The following is a 16,867-nucleotide window of genomic DNA, read 5'->3' on the forward strand; positions in this document are numbered from 1 at the left end:
CGTCAGTTCTTCCGCGCCATGGTTTCGAGCGCCTTGGAGACGCTGTCGATCGAGCTGTGCGAGCTGTTGGCCATGAAGCTCATCCGCATCGATTCGGTGGTCAGCTGGGTGATGTCGGAAGGTTTGTCGCCGCCCTGGCTCACCACGTCGGACTGGGCGGTGATGGTGTCGGCCTGGGTGTCGAGCGCCTTGCCCCAGGCTTCGCCGAACGCCTCGAACCAATTGCCCTTGCCGGTGCGGCTTTCGGTGGTGCCCATGTTGCCGAGCGAGGCGATCGTGCCGAGGACGGCGCTGTTGATCGGGTTGGTCATTGGATGGTCACTCCGTTGGTGTCGCCGCCAGGGGTGGTGGGAGGTGCCGGGGACGGCGGCGTGCTGGGTCCCAGGACAAGTTCTTCGATCCGGCCGTCGCGCTCGAAGCTGGCGCGGCCGTTGCCGATGGCGACGATGCGGTGGCCGGTCGGCACTGTGGCACCGGCGAACCAGCGCGTGCCGTCGGCGGTGGTGATGTAGCCGGGGTCGCCGTCGACGAAGGTCGCGAGGCCGTATTCCGAGCCCGAGAAGAAATATTGCAGGTCGCGGTCGCCGCGCTTGCCGTCGGTCGCGAAGTCGACGCGGGTGATGCCGGGCACGTCCTCCTTGATCAGCCGGGCAAGGTCGGCCTGGCGATCGGCGGGCAGGAATTCGGCCTTCACCATCAGCGCGTTGCCGCGGCGGGGAATGGCTTCGGCGTCCACCCCTTGCGCGCGCAGCAGATCGGTGGCGGCGGCGGCGAGGCCGTCCATCGTCTCGACGTCGAGCGTCGCTGGGCCGAGTTGCTCGGCAACGACCTGGCGCAGCCGCGCGAGGGCAGCGTCGTCCTTGACGATGCCGCGCACAATGGTGCCGTTGCGCGTCTCCTCCACCTTCAGGTCGCGGAAGCCAGCGGCGGCGAGCATCGCCTGTTCGCCCGCCGTGTCGTGCAGCTGGCGCGTCGCCCAGCGGACGGCAGGCGGCGCGAACAGCAGGAGGAGCAGCAAGGCCGCGACCGCAGCCGCATAGGCCGGCCAGTAGCGGTCGAGCGCCAGCGCGCCGCGCATGGGATAGAGCCGCGTCGCCACCCGCTCGGGAATCGCCGCGCGCTGCGGCGCCGGGACGGGCGCGTCACCGACGGCAGGCGCCACCATCGGCGCGAGGCGGATGGCATCGTCCCAGCGTGGGTCCTCGGGCTCGCCAATCGCGACGGCGACCGAACCCACCAGCATCGGCACGAACGGCGGCAGCGAGGCCTGCTCGCCCGCCGCGACCGGTCGCCCGAGCAAGGTCACCTGCCCTGCCGCCACGCGGACGCAGGCCACACTCTCGCCCAGGTCAAGCTCGAGCGAGACACCCCGCGCGGAAGGATCGCGCAGCACGATGTCATGCTCGAACCCGTGCCCGACGCGCACGAACTTGCCCCGATGCAGCCGGTGCTCGGCGCCCGACAGGCGGCCGTTGAGCACCCGCAGCACCATGGTGCCGGGCTTTACCGGAGCGAAGGGCGCGTTCACCGGCGCGCCCTCCGGCGGCGCTTCTGATGGTGATCGGCAGCCGCCTGGATCTGTTCGATCGGGATCGGGTTCGTCGCCGTCGCAGGCTGCACCGCCGCCGCCTGCTGCTCGCGGCGCGAGACGACGCGCGGGGTGATCAGGAAGATCCGCTCGAAATGCTGATCGCCCTGCTTGCGCTTGCGGAAGGCCTGGCCAAGAATTGGCACGTCTCCGGCGACCGGCACCTTCGACTTATAGTCGTAGGAGGTCTCGACGGTCATGCCGCCGATCAGCAGGCTCTCGCCCTGCTTCACCACCGCGCTGGTATTGATGCTGCTCTGCTTCACCGCCGGAATGCCGTCGACAACAAGGCCGGTCGGCGAACCGTCGAGAATCTCGATCGCCATGCGGGTGCGCAGTTCGCCGCCGTCATAGAGGATCGACGGATTGACCCGCATCACCATGCCCGCGGTCACCGGGAACAGATCCACCTGCCGGTCGCCGGCGACACGGACGTAATATTGCACCTGGTTGTTGAACACGGCGGGGATGTTGTTGAGCGTGCTCAGCCGCGGCCGCGAGATCACGCGCAGCGCGCCGGTCTTCTCCAGTGCGGTGATGCGCGCGGCGAACAGGTCGAGCCCGCCGGTAAGATACGCCGCGCCGACATTGCCGGCGGAGAAATTGTTGGTCGGGTTGGTAGCAGCGCCGCCGAACAGCGCGCCCAAGCCGCCGGTCTTGAAGCCGAAGTCGAGCCCCAGTTCCTTGAGCTTGCTGGTGTCGAGTTCGAGGATCGTCGCCTCGATCTCCACCCCGCGCGGCTCGACGTCGAGCGCGCGGACGATGTCCTCGTAGACCGTCATCGACTCCGGCCGGTCGCGGATCAGCACGGCGTTGTTGCTGGGATCGACCTCGACGCGCGGGCCGTTGATGTCGCGCACCGCCGCCTCGCGCACCACCACGGTGTCGAGCCCCGGCGTGCCCTGCTGGTCGAAGCTGCGCTGCGCCTCGTCGGGCGGCACGGCATTGAGGCCGCGCCCGCCGAGCCGGGGAAGCGACTGGCGCTGGACGTCGAAATTGCCGCTGGTCGAAACGGTCGCGCTCGGTCGTCCGTCGCCCATCATACCGCGCAGGATCGAGCCGACGCCGGGGATGGTGATCGTGCGATCGAAGCTCTTCTGGATCGTGTCGTCGGCGCGGGCATAGCGGAGGTAGAAGATCCGCACCTCATAGGGCGACCGGGTGGTCGCCCCGCTCAGCACCTTGGAGCGGAGCGGCGAACTCGTCACCGTCTCCAGTGCGGCCGGCCCGAGCAGCGGCGAGACGATCGGCGCGTTCGGGGACGTGGCCGAGGCCTGGATCACCGCCGGGTTGCCCGCCGTCCCCGCCAGCTGCGCGACGCGATCGAGGAACGCGGGCACGCCGGTGGCGCTCACCGAGTTGCTCGCGGCCGAGACGCGATTGGCGTCGTCGAGGATCCGCAGCTTCTGGGCGTCGCGCACCACCGCCTCGGGATCGGCAGCGTTGAAGCTGCGCGAGGTGACCTCGGCCGCCGAATAGACCCGCACCACCGCGCCGTCATAATAAGCGACGAGGTTGAAGGCCTTGGCGAGTTGGGTCCACACCTGCCGCGGCGTGCCGACGAACACGCCGTTGACCTTGCCGGTCACCGCCGAACTCACCTTCGCCTTGACTCCGGCCTGACCGAACAGATCGACCACGGCGACATCGACGCGCTGGTTGCGCGCGGTGAGCGTGATCCGCTTCTGCCCCATGGGCGGCGTCTCGGCGGAGGCGGCGACGGGCAGCAACGCGGTACAGGCAAGCAAGGCAAGGAAGCGCTTAGCGCGGATCATAGGGAAACCTCGTCCGACATCTGGTTGGTCAGGCTCTCCGGGGCGGCGTTGATTTCGCCGACGATGTCGAGCGGCACGGCCGGGTTGAGCTCGTTGAAGCTGATCACCGGCACCTCGAACAGGTCGCCAGCGATCAGCAGGCGGAGCGGCCGGCGGAGATCCTGCGCGGTGAGGATCGCTCGGGCGCCGCTGCTGGCGACCTGGGTGGAAAGCAGCGCGATCAGCGCGCGCATCTGGTGCGGGTTGATGGCGAGGCGCATCTGGCCGTCGACAGGGGTGACAGTCTGGCGGATGGTCTCCTCCAAATCGGCACCGACGATGAGCACGCGGAGGCGCCCGGCCTCGCAGAGCGGCGCGATCAGATGGCGGCGCATCGCGACCCGCACCCGCTCGGCCATCGGCACGGCTTCGCGCTCATACTGGCCGACTTCGCCGATCGCCTCGATTGCGTCGCGGAAGTTGCGCAACGGCACGCTTTCCTCGGCGAGCAGGCGCAGCACTTCGCCGATCCGGCCGGTGGGCACCGCACGCACCGCTTCCTTGACGACCTCGGGATGCGTCTCTCCGAGCCGGTTGAGGTGATCGGTCACCTCCTGCAGCCCGAGGAACAGGCCGAGATTGCGTTCGAGCAGCTGCGCGACGCGCTCCGCCGCGACGTCGGGCAACGCGCCCGCGTCGCTGGCGCCGCCACCGAGCGGGGCGTCGTGCGCGCTGAGCAGCCATTCGCCCTCATTGAGGCGCGCATCGGGGACGACACGCAGGTCGGGAATGGCGATGCCGGTTCGCGTCTGGAGCGCGGCGGCGCCCTCGCGCAGCCGGTCGGCGAGCGCGGCAAAGGCGGGATGCTGCGGCGGCAAGCCGACCGCGAGCCGCAGCGGATCGACCACCGGCAGCGCCTGCGCGGCGATCAGCGTCTCGCCGGTCGCGACCGCCGTCTCGCCCGAGGCAACCCCCAGCCGGGCGCGCAGCCAGGCGCCCGAGGTCGGATGGAGGAACGCCCCGCCCAGCAGCAGCGCGCTCGCCAGCGCGAAGAAGATCAGCGTCGGGAAGCCCGGCACCAACCCGAGCAGCATCGCCAGCCCGCCGGCGATCATCATTACATGCGGCTTGCCGGTGATCTGCCGCGCGATCGCGGGGCCGAGATCGCTGTCGCGCTCCTCGTCGGTGGTGCGCGTGACGAGCATGCCCGCCGCCATCGCCGAGAACAGCGCCGGCACCTGCGCGACCAGCCCGTCGCCGATCGTCAGGATCGAAAAGGTCGTCGCCGCCTCGCCCGCCGACATGCCGTGGTAGAGCATGCCTACCGCCAGCCCGCCGAGCAGGTTGACCAGCACGATGATCACCGAGGCGATGGCATCGCCCTTCACGAACTTCATCGCGCCGTCGAGGCTGCCGTGAAGCTTGCTCTCCATCTCCAGCGTGCGGCGCTTCTCGCGCGCCTCGTCCTTGGTGAGAATTCCCGAGCGAAGGTCGCTGTCGATGGAGAGCTGCTTGCCGGGCATCGCATCGAGGCTGAACCGCGCGGCGACTTCGGCGACGCGCTCGGCGCCCTTCGAGATGACGATGAACTGGACGATGGTGATGATCAGGAACACCACCAGCCCGACCACGAGGTTGCCGCCCGCGACCATCTGCCCGAACTGCTGGATGATCTCGCCGCCGTCGACGTGCGTCAGGATCATCCGCGTCGTCGAGATGCTGATCGCCAGGCGGAACAGCGTGGACAGCAGCAGCACCGTGGGGAAGGTCGAGAAATCCAGGGGCTTGGCGACGTACATGCAGCTGAGCAGCAGCAGGATGCCTACCGTCATGTTGGTGGCGATGAACGCGTCGAGCGCCAGCGGCGGCATTGGCACGATCATCAGCAGCACGACGGTGACGACGCTGCCGACCAGCAGCATGTCGGCCACGCGCAGGGGCATGCGGCGCAGGCCGCGCAGGATCAGGGCTGGGGCCATGGTCAGCGGCTCCGCGCGGCCTGTTCGGCGAGCAGCCGGCTGTACCGGCCCATCACGCCGGCGACATAGGCCTGCGTCTCCGCATAGGGCGGGATGCGGTTGCCGTAGCGCCGCACGGCGCCCTCGCCCGCGTTATAGGCTGCGAGCGTCAGGTTAAAATCGTTGAACCGGCCGTGGAGCTGGCGCAGCAGCCGCGCGCCGCCATCGACATTGGCCTCGGCATTCGACGCCGAGACGTTGAGCATCCGCGCCGTGCCCGGCATCAGCTGCATCAGGCCATGCGCGCCGACCGGGCTGCGCGCATCGGCGCGGTAGCGCGACTCTTGGTCGATCACGGCATGGAGCAGCAGCGGATCCACCCGTCGACGCGCCGCGACCCGCTGGATCATCGTATCATAGCGCGTCGCATAGGATACCGGGCGCATCGCCAGGATCGCCGCGTCGGAGGCAGCCGCCGCGGTCAGCGACGCGGGCTCCTGCCGCAGCGGCGCGATTGCCGCGACGCGCAGCGTGGCGGCGGGCGCCGGTTCCGCCTCCCGATGCTTCTTGCCCGAGACCAGCTGGAACGACGCGGCACGGTCGCCCGAGGAACCCTCCTCGGCTTCCGGCGCGATGCGCACATCCTTCGGCATCTCGGCCGGGGTGCCCGGCGCGACGACGATGTTGCTGCACCCCTGGAGGGACTGGATCCCCGCCAGCGACGCTGCATCCGCCACCCGCAAGGTCGCGGTCAGCGCACAGGGCGGCGGCGGCGGGGTCTTGTCCCGCGACCATGCCGCTCCCGGAATAAAGATCGCCGCACCACACAAGGCGAGCGAGGATACGCTAAGAACTACTCTACACATTGCATCGCTCCCCAGCCGATGGCGCTCCTGGCCAACAGTTGTCTCAGCACGATGCCCCACAATTCCCGGCCTGCCCGTCCAGGAACACCTATAGGCTGTCGCGATTTTCTTACAATTTCAAGTCGATATTCAGAAATATTTCGCACTGTTTCGGGGCGACGAACCGAGCATTTCGGGCGATAAGCTGCGGAACCTTTCGAATTTTCTGATTTACTGACACAACTGTCAGCACGATCCGTCGTCGACGAGCAACCGTCCGCCGCGACTCGACTCATCGCATATCGTTCAATATCAATGATTTAGACTTTTCGTTTGGCATCCGGCACGGATTTTGCCTGTTGCATCCGGGAACCGGTTACAGGATTTTAACGATGTTGCTGCCCCGCCCCACGGGCAGACAATGTGTCGACCTGCTCGATCTGTCCGGACACTTTGCGACTACGTTTGCACTGTCCGGCAGCAAGAGTTCAACTTCATGAGCCAAGGCAAGGACAGCGCCGACAAGAGCGAGCTCCCGACGCCGAAGCGGCTACAAGATGCGCGCAAGAAGGGTGACGTTGCCAAGTCCAAGGATTTGGCCACCGGATTTCTTACGCTTGCCTGGTTGCTGCTGTTCGTCGGGGTATCGGGCTATGCCGCGAGCGAGCTCGCGCGCCTCGCCTCCGAGGTGGTGGCGCAGGCGGCGAGCGGTTCGTTCGACCAGACCGCCCCGGCGATCGGCTGGGATGCGGCCTGGACGCTGCTGCGCCTTACCTTCGCGACGCTGGTTCCCGCCGCGCTGATCGGCACCTTCGCCGAATTCCTCCAGGTCGGCCCGATGATGACGACCGAGAAGATGAAGTTCGGGCTGGAGAAGCTGAACCCGATGGAGGGCCTGAAGCGGATGTTCGGCAAGGACGGTCTGTTCGAACTTGCCAAGACGCTGGTGAAGGCCGCGCTGATCTGCGCGATCGGCTATCTGGTCTATCAGAGCGCGCTGTCCAGTTCCGGCCAACTGATTCGACTCGCCGCAACGTCCCCCATCGACGAATCGCGCGAAGGCGCCGCGCTGAGCACGATCGGGCTTACCTATTCGCTGACGCTGCAGATGCTGGCGATGGTCGTCGCGGTGTTCCTGTTCGTCGCGGTCGCCGACCGGATCTATTCCAAGCACAGCTTCATCAAGAAGATGAAGATGAGCCGCCGCGACATCAAGCAGGAGCACAAGGAAAGCGAAGGCGATCCGCAGGTACGCGCGCTCCGCCGCGACATGCACCAGGAATGGGCCAACCAGAACAATATCGGCGCGACCCGCGGCGCCGCCGCGCTGCTGGTGAACCCCACCCATATCGCCATCGCGCTCAACTATGACGAGACCACCTGCCCGGTGCCGGTGATCGCCGCCAAGGGCATGGGCGAGCTCGCCGCCGCGATGCGCGCCGAGGCCGAGGAGGCCCGCGTGCCGATCGTCCGCAACGTCGCCGCCGCCCGCAGCCTGTGGGCGCGCGGTGAGATCGGCGAGATCGTCCCCGAGGACATGTTCGATGCGATCGCCGCGGTGATCCTCTGGGCCGCCAAGGCGAAGAGCGGCGACGGCCCGATGCAGCACGACATGGATACCGCCGCCCCGCGCCTCGCCGCGCCCCAACGCTGACCAGACCGGAGAACCAACCGCATCATGGGAATCGGAGCCGTCCTATCCTCGATCCTCGCCATCGTCCTGGCACTTGCCCTGGTATTGGGCATGGCCTGGGGCGTGATCTGGCTGCTGAAGAAGCTGCAGGATCGTCAGCTGGGCGTCGCCGCAAATGGCGAGGCCGAAGCGCCGATCCGCTTCCTCCGCTCGATGCCGCTCGGCCAGCGCGAGCGGGTGGTGCTGATCGAGGCGCGCGGCGAGACGATGCTGGTCGGCGTCACCGCCGGATCGGTGACGCTGCTCGCCCGCTGGCCCGAGGGGCAGGTCCCGGCCAAGCCGCTGCCTTCGCCGGTGCGCTTCTGATGGCGACGATGCTCCGCCTCGACGCGCTCGACCTGCCGCGGGCCGATCCGGCGCGCGATGCGCTGGCCGGTGCCGTCGCGCGGCTGCTCGAGCATGCCGGGTTCGCGGTCGAGATCGTCGCGGCGCCCCCGCGCGGCAGTTGGTTCCGCTGCGCCGACGGCAGCCAGTTCCGCCCCGGCGGGGCGGTGCTCCATCCCGAAAGGATCGCCGAAGCCGCCGCCGCGCTGGACGACGCCGAACCGATGCTGCTCGCGCTGGAACAGGTGCTGGGGCTGCAGCTGGAGCCGGAAGACCTCGGCAGCGCGTCGGAAGCGGCCATGCTCCACTTCGCGCTGCGCCGAGAGGACCAGGACGCCGCGCTGCTCCTCCTCTGCAGCCATCCGCATGCGGCAAACTGGCTCGCCGAGGCGGATGCGCTCACGCCGCTGGCCGCGCGCCTGCCGGTCCTCGCGCAATTGCTGGTGCAAGGCCCCCGGCTCGGCATCGCCGAAGCGGGCGATCTCGCCTCCGGCGATCTGGTGCTGATCGGCGCCCGCCCCCGCGCCACGCTCGAAGCCCCGCATTTCCGCCAGGCCGGTCAGTTCGACCTCGCAGCCGGCAGTTTCACCCCGCATCCCGATGGAGCGCCCATGGAATCCAGCGACGCTGCCCCCTCTCCCCGCGATTTCGCCGTGCCCCTCACCCTCCGCCTGCCCGAGCAGCGGGTCAGCGCCGCAGCGCTCGCCGATCTGCGCCCGGGCGTGGCGCTGCCGCTCGGCCCCGTCGCCGAGGGCATGGCGGTGGAGCTGCTGGTCGCCGGCAGCCCGCTCGCGCGCGGCGAGCTGGTCCAGCTCGGCGATCGCTTCGCGGTGCTGATCGAGTCGCGCGTCGATCTCGCCGAGGGCGCGGTCCAGCAGCCGGTGGAGGTGGACGCGTGAACCTCGCCCAGTTCACCCCCGGCTCGGCGCTGATCACGGTCGTCCTGATCGCGCTCGCCCCGTTCTTCGCGGTGATGGTGACCAGCTTCACCAAGATCGCCGTGGTGCTCAGCCTGGTGCGCAATGCGCTGGGGCTGCAGCAGGTACCGCCCAACCTGGTGCTCAACGGGCTGGCGCTGATCCTCAGCGTGTTCGTGATGTACCCGACGCTGGAGAAGATGCAGGCCGCCGCCGCCGTCCAGGGCCCGGCCACCCCCACCATGCCCGGCGATCCGCCCGCGCAGGCCGAGAACCCGATCGAGAGCACCGGCGACATCTTCGCCACCGCCGACCGCGCCAAGGAGCCGCTGCGCGAATTCCTCGTCAAGCACAGCGACCCGCGCGAACGCGCCTTCTTCCTGCGCACCCAGCAGCGCATCGGCGAGCCCGGCAAGGTGAGCAGCCTGCGCGACACCGATTTCGTGATCGTCATCCCGGCCTTCGTGGTGAAGGAGCTCAAGCTCGCCTTCCAGATCGGCTTCCTGATCTTCCTGCCCTTCCTCGTCATCGACATGGTGATCGCCAACATCCTGCTGGCGATGGGCATGATGATGCTGTCCCCGGTCACCATCTCGCTGCCGTTCAAGATCCTGCTGTTCGTGCTGGTCGACGGCTGGGTGAAGCTGAGCCACGGGCTGGTGCTCTCCTATGCCTGAGGAGGCGCGCGCATGAGCGACGATCTTGTCGCCGTCACCACGCAGGGGCTGTGGCTGGTGCTGCTGCTCTCGGCGCCGCCGATCATCGCGGCGTCGGTGGTGGGGCTGCTCGTCGCGATCGTGCAGGCGGCGACCCAGCTCCAGGAACAGACGCTGCAATACACGCTGAAGTTCTTCGCGATCGTGATCAGCATCTTCGTCACCGCGAGCCTGATGGCGGGCACGCTGTACAGCTATGCCGACTCGATCTTCTCCGGCCTCGCGGCGGTGGGGCGATGATCGAGGCGGTGCCCCCCGGCGTCGGCGTGCCGCTGTTCGCGGCGATGCCCTGGCTCGACCAGCTGCTGGTCGTCGCGGTTGCCTCGGCGCGCTTCGCCTTCGCCTTCGTGTTCGTGCCGGTCTTCTCGCGCGAGGTGATGCCGGGAACGGTGCGCAACAGCATCATCGTCACCTTCGGGCTCGTCGCGCTGCAGATGCAGCCGGACTTCCACCCGAACGATCTCTCCGCGATGGGCTGGCTCAAGATGCTGCTCAAGGAAGCCGCCGCGGGCGGCGCGATCGGCTTCTTCTTCGGCACCGTGCTCTGGGCGCTGGGCGCCGCGGGCGAGATCATCGACACCAAGGTGGGCGCGACGATCGGCCAGCTGGTCGATCCGCTGAGCGGCAACACCAGCTCGCTCACCGGCATCCTGCTCAGCCGCTTCGCCGAAGTGGTGTTCGTCACCGCCGGCGGCCTCACCCTGCTCGTCGGCACGGTGATGGGCAGCTACCTGATCTGGCCGCTCGGCCCCGGCGGGCTGCAGCTCGATGCGCGCGCGCTGATGTTCTTCGAGGGCGAGTTCGGGCGGCTGTTCGCCCTCGCCTTCCTGTTCGCGGCGCCGGTGCTGACCGTGCTCTACGTGATCGACCTGGCGATGGGCTTCCTCAACCGCTTTGCCCAGTCGTTCAACGTCTTCTCGATGGCGATGCCGATCAAGGCCGCCGCCGCCACCTTCGTCGTCATCCTCACCTTGCCCCTGCTCGCCCAGGCGATTCTCGCCGATCTCGGCACGCGCGAGGAGATTGCGGGCGGCGTCCTCCAGCGAACGGCCAAGCCCCAATGACCAGCGCAACCGCCCTCCGCGCGCCCGCGCCGCCGCCAAGCGATGCAGAGCAGCTCGCCCAGCTGATCGCCGAGCTGCGTGCCGCCGAGCAGCGTCGCGGCGCCGCCGCCCGCGAGATCCGAATCGGCGAATTCACCGTCCCCGGCTGGCGGGTTCCGCTGCTCCATCTGGCCGGGCTGCAGACGCTGACCCGCAACGAGGCCGCGGTGCTCCGCTTCCTCGGCTGGGGCCGTGCGAACGGCGATATCGGCACCCTGCTCAACATGACCGAAAACACGGTGCGCACGCACATGAACAACGCGATCCGCAAGCTCGATCTCGACGGCGTTCGCGAACTCAACAGCCTGGCAGGACTGCTCTTCCTGCCGCTCGAATGACCGCGCCCCTCCACGATTCGTTGAGCCCGACTAAACGAATCGTGGAGCGCGCGGGGCGCCGATCCGGGGCAGTTTGCCCTTGTACCGGCGACACGGTGTCGTCGGCTTGGCTCCCGAGGGGAGCGCGATATCTGGATGGAAAGGAACGATCCATGGGTCTCCTGAGCGGTCTTACGCGGTCGCTGGTCAATCCGATCAGCCTGGCTTCCCTCGCGATGGGCCCGGCGGGCTGGGCATCGCTCGCGGTGCGCACGCTGGGCACGGCGATCGCCAAGGAAGTGCTGCAGCAGCTCGGCCAGCAGCTCGGCCTGCCGCAGAGCGCGATCAACCTGGTGCAGGACGGCTTCTCGATGGCCACCGGCTCGATGGGCGGCCCGGCCACGATCGCGGAAGCGGTGGCGAGCCTCGCCCAGAATTTCGACCTGTCGCCGTCGCAGCAGGGCGAACTGCAGCGCGCCGCTGAGTCGGACTCGCGCGACCTCTACACCCAGCTTAGCGAAGCGATGAAGGACGGCGAAACGCAGGCTAAGGCCCACTCCTCACGCAGCGGCAAGGGCCGCAGCTGGCTTCAGGCGATCGCCGATTCGCTGGCAGCCACGATGGACCAGAAGATCTCCGACATGGACAGCCTGTCGCAGTCGCTGGACAAGCAGGGCAAGAACCGTTCGACGAAGACCAGCACCGACCTTACCGTTGCAGGCCAGGAGTTCGGATATCTGATGAGCACGACCAGCACCGTCATCAAGACGATCGGCGAAGGCCTCAGCTCGATGGCCCGCAAGCAGTAATACGATTCTGCGAGTTTCGCGGGGGAGCGGCACGCCGCTCCCCCCTTTTCGCGTTTTTGGAAAGGAGCGCAGTATGAAAAAGATCTTGGGAGCTCTCGCACTGGTAGTCGCCAGCGCCTGGAGCAGCAATGCCACGGCCCAGATGTGGGACAGCACCCAATTGTCGCTCATGCTGCCCTCCATGTATCACACGGATCCGTTGAGCATAACGCTGGAGGATCGGGAGCGGCGCGGGGAAACGCGTGCGCGCCGTGTCGCGCCGAACGCGCCGAACTTGCGCGCGCCGCGCACCCTGCAGCCAGCGGAGCTCGCGACGTTACGATACACGCCCTCCAAAGCGCGACGCACCGCAAACTTGGCGACCTTTGTACAGAAAACTCGCGCTGGCGACCCCCGTGGCGCAGCCGATCTCCAGAAGCTATTCGCCGAGGGCGATTTCATCGAGAAAATCGGCGCGCTCGTTGCCCCGCAAGGCCTGCACATCGACAATGTCGCCGATGCTTATGCGCTCTGGTGGATCACCGCCTGGCAGGCTGCGCACGGCAACAACGATACACCCAGTCGCGCGGTGCTGAGCGCCGTCCGGCAGCAGGCGGCAAGCGCCGTCGCAGCCACCGGGGAGATCGCACATGCCTCGGACGCCCAGAAGCAGGAACTGGCCGAAGCGCTGTGGGTGCAGAGCGCGCTGATCGACGGCGCGGTCGAACAGGCCAAACGCGATCCGTCCCGCCTTCGCGCGGTTGGCGATGCGGTGCGCAAGGGCGCCAAGGGCTTGGGCCTCAATCTGGATGCGATCGACCTGACTTCCCAAGGCTTCGTACCCGTTGGCGTCGGTCAGAACGACGCCCCCTCTACAACGCCCAAGCCAGGCAGCACCGCTCCATATGGCGCCCTAGCGCTGGCCGCCGGCGGCATGGGCGTCGGCGGGTTCCTGATGCTGCGCCAGCGTCGGGGTTGAGTGGATCAGGAGGCTAGCGCCGTGAAATCAGTCCGAACAATCCTCGCCTTGGGTCTGACGGTCTCATGGGCGAGTTGTGCGAAGGCGCAGATCGTCGACGGATGGAGCTGGAGCATTCTCGTCCCGTCCGTCGGCCGTACCGATCCTCTGGGCATGTTCCTGAATGATCGCCGAAGGGAAGACGAAGCGCGTCAACGCCGAGCGCTTCCGCGCACGCCCGAGCTACCAGAAACCCGCAACGCGCCTCCTGGCGACGCATCTTCGCTGCGTTACCTCCCGACAAAGGCACGCCGCAGCGCCAACCTTGCTGCGTTCGTCCAAAAAACGCGCGCAACGGATCCTCGTGGCGCAGCCGATCTTCAGAAGCTGTTCGCCGAGGGCGACTTCATCGAGAAGATCGGCGCGCTCGTCGCACCGCAGGGCCTGCACATCGACAACGTCGCCGACGCCTATGCGCTATGGTGGATCACCGCCTGGCAGGCTGCACACGGCAACAACGATACGCCCAGCCGCGCCGTCCTCGGCGCCGTCCGCCAGCAGGCGGCAAACGCGGTCACGGCCACGGACGAGATCGCGCGCGCCTCGGACGCGCAGAAGCAGGAACTGGCCGAAGCGCTGTGGGTGCAAAGCGCGCTGATCGACGGCGCGGTCGAACAGGCCAAGCGTGATCCGTCCCGCCTTCGCGCGGTCGGCGATGTGGTGCGCAAGGGCGCCAAGGGCATGGGCCTCAATCTCGATGCGCTCGACCTGACCTCGCAGGGCTTCGTGCCAGCCAGCGTCGGCCGAAACGACACGCTCCACCAGACACCCGGCAACGGCGGCACGTCCCCCGCCTTTGGAGTAGTCGCACTCGCGGCGGGCGGGATGGGCGTCGGCGGCTTGCTCCTGCTCCGTCAACGCCGCGGCTGAACCTCGAAGGAAGCTCGCATGCACCCAGTTCGATTAGCGATCGCCCTCTGCCTCGTGATGATCGCGGTACCGAGCGTCGCGCAGGTCCAGATGGTCAGCCCGATGCTGTACGAAGGGCCGCGGATCGCGCTCCAGAGCCATGCCAATCGCTTCTCCTCCGATGCACGCGACGCGCAGCCCCGAACGCGCGCCGCAATCCCGCAAGCCGCTATGCATTTTACTCCCTCCGCCGCGCGCCGAGCCGCCAATCTCGCGCGCTTCGTCAGCAAGACCCGCGCGGTTGATCCGCGTGGCGCCGATGACCTGCAGAAACTGTTCTCGCAGGGTGATTTCATCGAGAAGATCGGCAAGCTCGTCGCCCCTTACGGGCTTCGAATCGACAACCTCGCGGACGCCTATGCGATGTGGTGGGTCACCGCTTGGGAAGCGTCGCGTGGAAGCAACGATACACCCAGCCCCGCCACGCTTGAGGCAGTACGTCGGCAAGCCGCCGACGCGGTGAGCACCACGAATGAAATCGCAGTCGCATCAGACGCCCAGAAGCAGGAACTTGCCGAAGCACTTTGGATTCAGAGCGCTCTGCTCGACGGCGCGGTCGAACAGGCTCGGCGCGATCCGTCCCGCCTGCGGGCGATCGGCTATGCGGCACGCCAGGGTGCCAAGGGCATGGGCCTCAATCTGGATGCGATCGACCTGACTTCCCAGGGCTTCGTGCCTGTAGGCGTCGGCCAGAACGACGCACCTGCCACGACGCCCAAGCCGGGAAGTGCCGCTCCCTATGGCGCCTTGGCACTTGCCGCCGGCGGCATGGGCGTCGGCGGGTTCCTGATGCTGCGCCAGCGCCGCAGCTGATGGGCGTCGCGAAACGGGAGCAAAGCATGAAGACGTTCTTGGGACCTTTCACACTGATGGTCGCAGGCGGCTGGAGCACCAACGCCACGGCGCAGCAAATAGGATGGGTTCCGATCCTAGCCACCGCTACGCACACCGACCCTCTGCACATCGTGCTGGACCAGCAGATGCGTGCTCAGAAGGAACAGGGGCGCACGGGACGAGCATTGCCGCAGCGCAACGTGCAACACGATTTGCCACCGCCTGACGTCACGACACTCCGGTACGCGCCGTCAAAGGCAAGGCGTGCGGCCAATCTTGCAGCCTTTGTCCAGAAGACCCGCGCCGTTGACCCTGGAGGCGCTGCGGACCTGCAAAAGGTGTTTGCCGAGGGTGACTTCATCGAGCGGATCGGCGCGCTTATCGCGCCGGCAGGCCTGCATATCGATAACGTCGCGGATGCCTACGCGCTGTGGTGGATTACCGCATGGCAGGCCGCGCACGGCCGCTATGACGAAACCACGCCCGCACTTGCGGCCGCTGTCCGCGGGCAAGCTGTGCGGGCGATCAGCGCGACCGGGGAGATGGCGCGGGCCTCGGATGCACAGAAGCAGGAACTCGCCGAGGCGCTTTGGGTCCAGACCGCGTTGGTCGAAGTTGCCGTGGAGCAGGCCAAGGGCGATCCGTCGCGCCTGCGCCAGATCGGTGACGCGGTGCGGCAGGGCGCCAAGGGCATGGGCCTTGATCTCGGTACCATCGATCTGACCTCGAAGGGCTTCGTGCCCGTTGGCGTCGGCCAGAACGACGCACCTGCCACGACGCCTAAACCGGGAAGTGCCGCCCCCTATGGCGCCTTGGCGCTCGCCGCCGGCGGCATGGGCGTCGGCGGGTTCCTGCTGCTCCGCCAGCGCCGCAGCTGATGGCCCACACCGATAAGGACGGGATTGTGAAACACCTCTGACCATCATCACCTTGACGGCATCCTTGGGGATTTCGAGCGAAGCCAATGCACAGGTGGTAGATGGTTGGGGTTGGTCCACGATCATCCCGTCGCTCACGCACTCCGACCCCTCGGGCATGATGCTCGACGATCGCATGGCGCAGGACGAGGAAAGGGCGCGCCGCGAGGGAAGGCCGCTGCCGCGCGACGACGCGCCCCGGGCAACAGCGCCCGCCGACGCCGGAAATCTGCTCTACCGACCCTCGAAGGCACGCCGCAGCGCCAATCTCGCGGCCTTCGTCCAGAAGACGCGCGCCGTCGATCCGAAGGGTGCGGCCGACCTGCAGAAGGTCTTTGCCGAGGGCGACTTCATCGAGCGGATCGGCGCACTCGTGGCGCCACATGGACTGCAGATCGACGATGTCGCCGATGCCTATACGCTCTGGTGGATCACCGCCTGGCACGCGGCGCGCGGCAACAACGATACGCCGGCGCCTGAAATCATCTCGGCCGTGAAAGCGCAGGCGGCCCGCGCCGTGCTTGCCACGGATGAGATCGCCCGCGCCTCGGACGCACAGAAGCAGGAACTCGCCGAAGCGCTGTGGGTCCAGAGCGCGCTGATCGACGTTGCGATGGAACAGGCCAAGCAGGACCCTGCCCGCCTCCGCCAGATCGGGGATGCGGTGCGGCAGGGCGCGAAGGGCATGGGGCTCGATCTCGATGCGATCGACCTGACCTCGCACGGCTTCGTGCCGGCCCGCGTGGGCCAGAATGACCCGTCCGCCACAGCGCCCGGACATGCCGGCACGCCACCTGCGTATGGCGCCCTTGCACTGGCCGCCGGTGGCATGGGCGTCGGCGGGTTCCTGCTGCTGCGCCAGCGCCGCGGCTGATGCTGGCGGGCCTCCCCATACAGCGACGTCGAGCGGCGATCGTTCTGGCGCTCACGCTGGTCGTGCTGCCGCGCGCAGCCCGAGCGCAGATGGTCAGCCCGATGCTGTAGGAAGGACCACGGATCGCGCTGGAAGATCATGCCAACCGTTCTTCCAGCGACGGAAAGGAGTCGCGGGAGCCCGCACGGCCGGTCCGAGATCCGGCAGCGCTGCGCTACACGCCGTCCAAGACGCGCCGGATCGCCAATCTCGCCGCCTTTGTCGAGAAAACGCGCGCCGTCGATCCGCGTGGCGCTGCCGATCTGCAGAAAG

The 16,867-nt window shown here is 67.8% G+C and carries 18 protein-coding genes; 13 read left to right on the plus strand and 5 right to left on the minus strand.

Features of this window, described 5'->3' with window-relative positions; genetic code table 11:
• Positions 1-2: 2 nt before the first annotated feature.
• From QZ670_RS13420 to QZ670_RS13440, 5 genes are read right to left on the minus strand one after another with little or no spacing between them, the layout of a single operon-like run.
• Entirely contained in the window at positions 3-311 is a 309-nt protein-coding gene (locus tag QZ670_RS13420; protein WP_093295479.1) for a hypothetical protein, read from the minus strand.
• Positions 308-1,528 carry a hypothetical protein gene (locus tag QZ670_RS13425; protein WP_294256252.1) on the minus strand — a complete coding sequence of 407 codons (1,221 nt, stop codon included), beginning with the start codon at positions 1,526-1,528 and terminating at the stop codon, positions 308-310. Before QZ670_RS13425 ends, QZ670_RS13420 begins: the two co-directional genes overlap by 4 nt.
• The gene (sctC, locus tag QZ670_RS13430; protein ID WP_294256254.1) at positions 1,525-3,363 is read right to left on the minus strand and encodes a type III secretion system outer membrane ring subunit SctC; all 1,839 of its coding nucleotides are present in this window, start codon (positions 3,361-3,363) and stop codon (positions 1,525-1,527) included. Before sctC ends, QZ670_RS13425 begins: the two co-directional genes overlap by 4 nt.
• The gene (locus QZ670_RS13435) at positions 3,360-5,321 is read right to left on the minus strand and encodes a flagellar biosynthesis protein FlhA (protein WP_294256257.1); all 1,962 of its coding nucleotides are present in this window, start codon (positions 5,319-5,321) and stop codon (positions 3,360-3,362) included. Before QZ670_RS13435 ends, sctC begins: the two co-directional genes overlap by 4 nt.
• 2 nt (positions 5,322-5,323) lie before the next feature.
• Positions 5,324-6,166 (minus strand): lytic transglycosylase domain-containing protein, encoded by an 843-nt coding sequence (locus QZ670_RS13440; RefSeq protein ID WP_294256260.1) that lies wholly within the window; start codon positions 6,164-6,166, stop codon positions 5,324-5,326.
• A 475-nt stretch (positions 6,167-6,641) separates the two neighbouring features.
• Here QZ670_RS13440 and QZ670_RS13445 point away from each other — a divergent pair, with 475 nt between their 5' ends.
• The 13 genes from QZ670_RS13445 (at position 6,642) to QZ670_RS13505 (ending at position 16,555) form a co-directional block, all read left to right on the plus strand.
• On the plus strand, positions 6,642-7,799 hold the full coding sequence (locus tag QZ670_RS13445; RefSeq protein WP_294256263.1) for an EscU/YscU/HrcU family type III secretion system export apparatus switch protein: 1,158 nt from the start codon (positions 6,642-6,644) through the stop codon (positions 7,797-7,799).
• Positions 7,800-7,823: 24 nt separating this feature from the next.
• Complete coding sequence (gene fliO, locus QZ670_RS13450; RefSeq protein WP_294256266.1) at positions 7,824-8,144, plus strand: flagellar biosynthetic protein FliO; 321 nt, start codon at positions 7,824-7,826, stop codon at positions 8,142-8,144.
• The gene (locus QZ670_RS13455) at positions 8,144-9,061 is read left to right on the plus strand and encodes a FliM/FliN family flagellar motor switch protein (protein ID WP_294256269.1); all 918 of its coding nucleotides are present in this window, start codon (positions 8,144-8,146) and stop codon (positions 9,059-9,061) included. Before fliO ends, QZ670_RS13455 begins: the two co-directional genes overlap by 1 nt.
• A complete protein-coding gene (gene sctR / locus QZ670_RS13460) occupies positions 9,058-9,756 on the plus strand; it encodes a type III secretion system export apparatus subunit SctR (RefSeq protein WP_294256271.1) in 699 nt (232 codons plus the stop codon). The genes QZ670_RS13455 and sctR overlap by 4 nt, the downstream gene beginning before the upstream one ends.
• Before the next feature lie 12 nt (positions 9,757-9,768).
• Positions 9,769-10,035 (plus strand): type III secretion system export apparatus subunit SctS, encoded by a 267-nt coding sequence (gene sctS, locus QZ670_RS13465; protein WP_019368943.1) that lies wholly within the window; start codon positions 9,769-9,771, stop codon positions 10,033-10,035.
• Positions 10,032-10,859: a type III secretion system export apparatus subunit SctT gene (sctT, locus tag QZ670_RS13470; RefSeq protein ID WP_121075918.1), complete on the plus strand. Its 828-nt coding sequence runs from the start codon at positions 10,032-10,034 to the stop codon at positions 10,857-10,859. The genes sctS and sctT overlap by 4 nt, the downstream gene beginning before the upstream one ends.
• Positions 10,856-11,236: a helix-turn-helix transcriptional regulator gene (locus tag QZ670_RS13475; protein ID WP_294256287.1), complete on the plus strand. Its 381-nt coding sequence runs from the start codon at positions 10,856-10,858 to the stop codon at positions 11,234-11,236. The genes sctT and QZ670_RS13475 overlap by 4 nt, the downstream gene beginning before the upstream one ends.
• A 152-nt stretch (positions 11,237-11,388) precedes the next feature.
• Positions 11,389-12,024, plus strand: a complete 636-nt coding sequence (locus tag QZ670_RS13480; RefSeq protein ID WP_294256290.1) for a hypothetical protein — start codon at positions 11,389-11,391, stop codon at positions 12,022-12,024.
• 73 nt (positions 12,025-12,097) lie between these two features.
• A complete protein-coding gene (locus QZ670_RS13485; RefSeq protein ID WP_294256295.1) occupies positions 12,098-12,982 on the plus strand; it encodes a DUF6683 family protein in 885 nt (294 codons plus the stop codon).
• Between the two features lie 48 nt (positions 12,983-13,030).
• Entirely contained in the window at positions 13,031-13,891 is an 861-nt protein-coding gene (locus tag QZ670_RS13490) for a DUF6683 family protein (RefSeq protein ID WP_294256297.1), read from the plus strand.
• 18 nt (positions 13,892-13,909) lie between these two features.
• The gene (locus QZ670_RS13495) at positions 13,910-14,743 is read left to right on the plus strand and encodes a DUF6683 family protein (protein WP_294256300.1); all 834 of its coding nucleotides are present in this window, start codon (positions 13,910-13,912) and stop codon (positions 14,741-14,743) included.
• A 26-nt stretch (positions 14,744-14,769) separates the two neighbouring features.
• Positions 14,770-15,642 carry a DUF6683 family protein gene (locus QZ670_RS13500; RefSeq protein ID WP_294256303.1) on the plus strand — a complete coding sequence of 291 codons (873 nt, stop codon included), beginning with the start codon at positions 14,770-14,772 and terminating at the stop codon, positions 15,640-15,642.
• Between the two features lie 52 nt (positions 15,643-15,694).
• Positions 15,695-16,555: a DUF6683 family protein gene (locus tag QZ670_RS13505; RefSeq protein ID WP_365894654.1), complete on the plus strand. Its 861-nt coding sequence runs from the start codon at positions 15,695-15,697 to the stop codon at positions 16,553-16,555.
• Positions 16,556-16,867 lie beyond the last annotated feature (312 nt).

This window comes from uncultured Sphingomonas sp., from assembly GCF_913774285.1.
GTDB lineage: Bacteria > Pseudomonadota > Alphaproteobacteria > Sphingomonadales > Sphingomonadaceae > Sphingomonas.

Bases quoted from the DNA above. Each gene is read 5' to 3' on its own strand.
- QZ670_RS13420 (WP_093295479.1), bottom strand. From the start codon at position 311: ATGACCAACCCGATCAACAGCGCCGTCCTCGGCACGATCGCCTCGCTC.
- sctC (WP_294256254.1), bottom strand. From the start codon at position 3,363: ATGATCCGCGCTAAGCGCTTCCTTGCCTTGCTTGCCTGTACCGCGTTG.
- QZ670_RS13435 (WP_294256257.1), bottom strand. From the start codon at position 5,321: ATGGCCCCAGCCCTGATCCTGCGCGGCCTGCGCCGCATGCCCCTGCGC.
- QZ670_RS13440 (WP_294256260.1), bottom strand. From the start codon at position 6,166: ATGTGTAGAGTAGTTCTTAGCGTATCCTCGCTCGCCTTGTGTGGTGCG.
- QZ670_RS13445 (WP_294256263.1), top strand. From the start codon at position 6,642: ATGAGCCAAGGCAAGGACAGCGCCGACAAGAGCGAGCTCCCGACGCCG.
- fliO (WP_294256266.1), top strand. From the start codon at position 7,824: ATGGGAATCGGAGCCGTCCTATCCTCGATCCTCGCCATCGTCCTGGCA.
- QZ670_RS13455 (WP_294256269.1), top strand. From the start codon at position 8,144: ATGGCGACGATGCTCCGCCTCGACGCGCTCGACCTGCCGCGGGCCGAT.
- sctS (WP_019368943.1), top strand. From the start codon at position 9,769: ATGAGCGACGATCTTGTCGCCGTCACCACGCAGGGGCTGTGGCTGGTG.
- sctT (WP_121075918.1), top strand. From the start codon at position 10,032: ATGATCGAGGCGGTGCCCCCCGGCGTCGGCGTGCCGCTGTTCGCGGCG.
- QZ670_RS13475 (WP_294256287.1), top strand. From the start codon at position 10,856: ATGACCAGCGCAACCGCCCTCCGCGCGCCCGCGCCGCCGCCAAGCGAT.
- QZ670_RS13480 (WP_294256290.1), top strand. From the start codon at position 11,389: ATGGGTCTCCTGAGCGGTCTTACGCGGTCGCTGGTCAATCCGATCAGC.
- QZ670_RS13485 (WP_294256295.1), top strand. From the start codon at position 12,098: ATGAAAAAGATCTTGGGAGCTCTCGCACTGGTAGTCGCCAGCGCCTGG.
- QZ670_RS13495 (WP_294256300.1), top strand. From the start codon at position 13,910: ATGCACCCAGTTCGATTAGCGATCGCCCTCTGCCTCGTGATGATCGCG.
- QZ670_RS13500 (WP_294256303.1), top strand. From the start codon at position 14,770: ATGAAGACGTTCTTGGGACCTTTCACACTGATGGTCGCAGGCGGCTGG.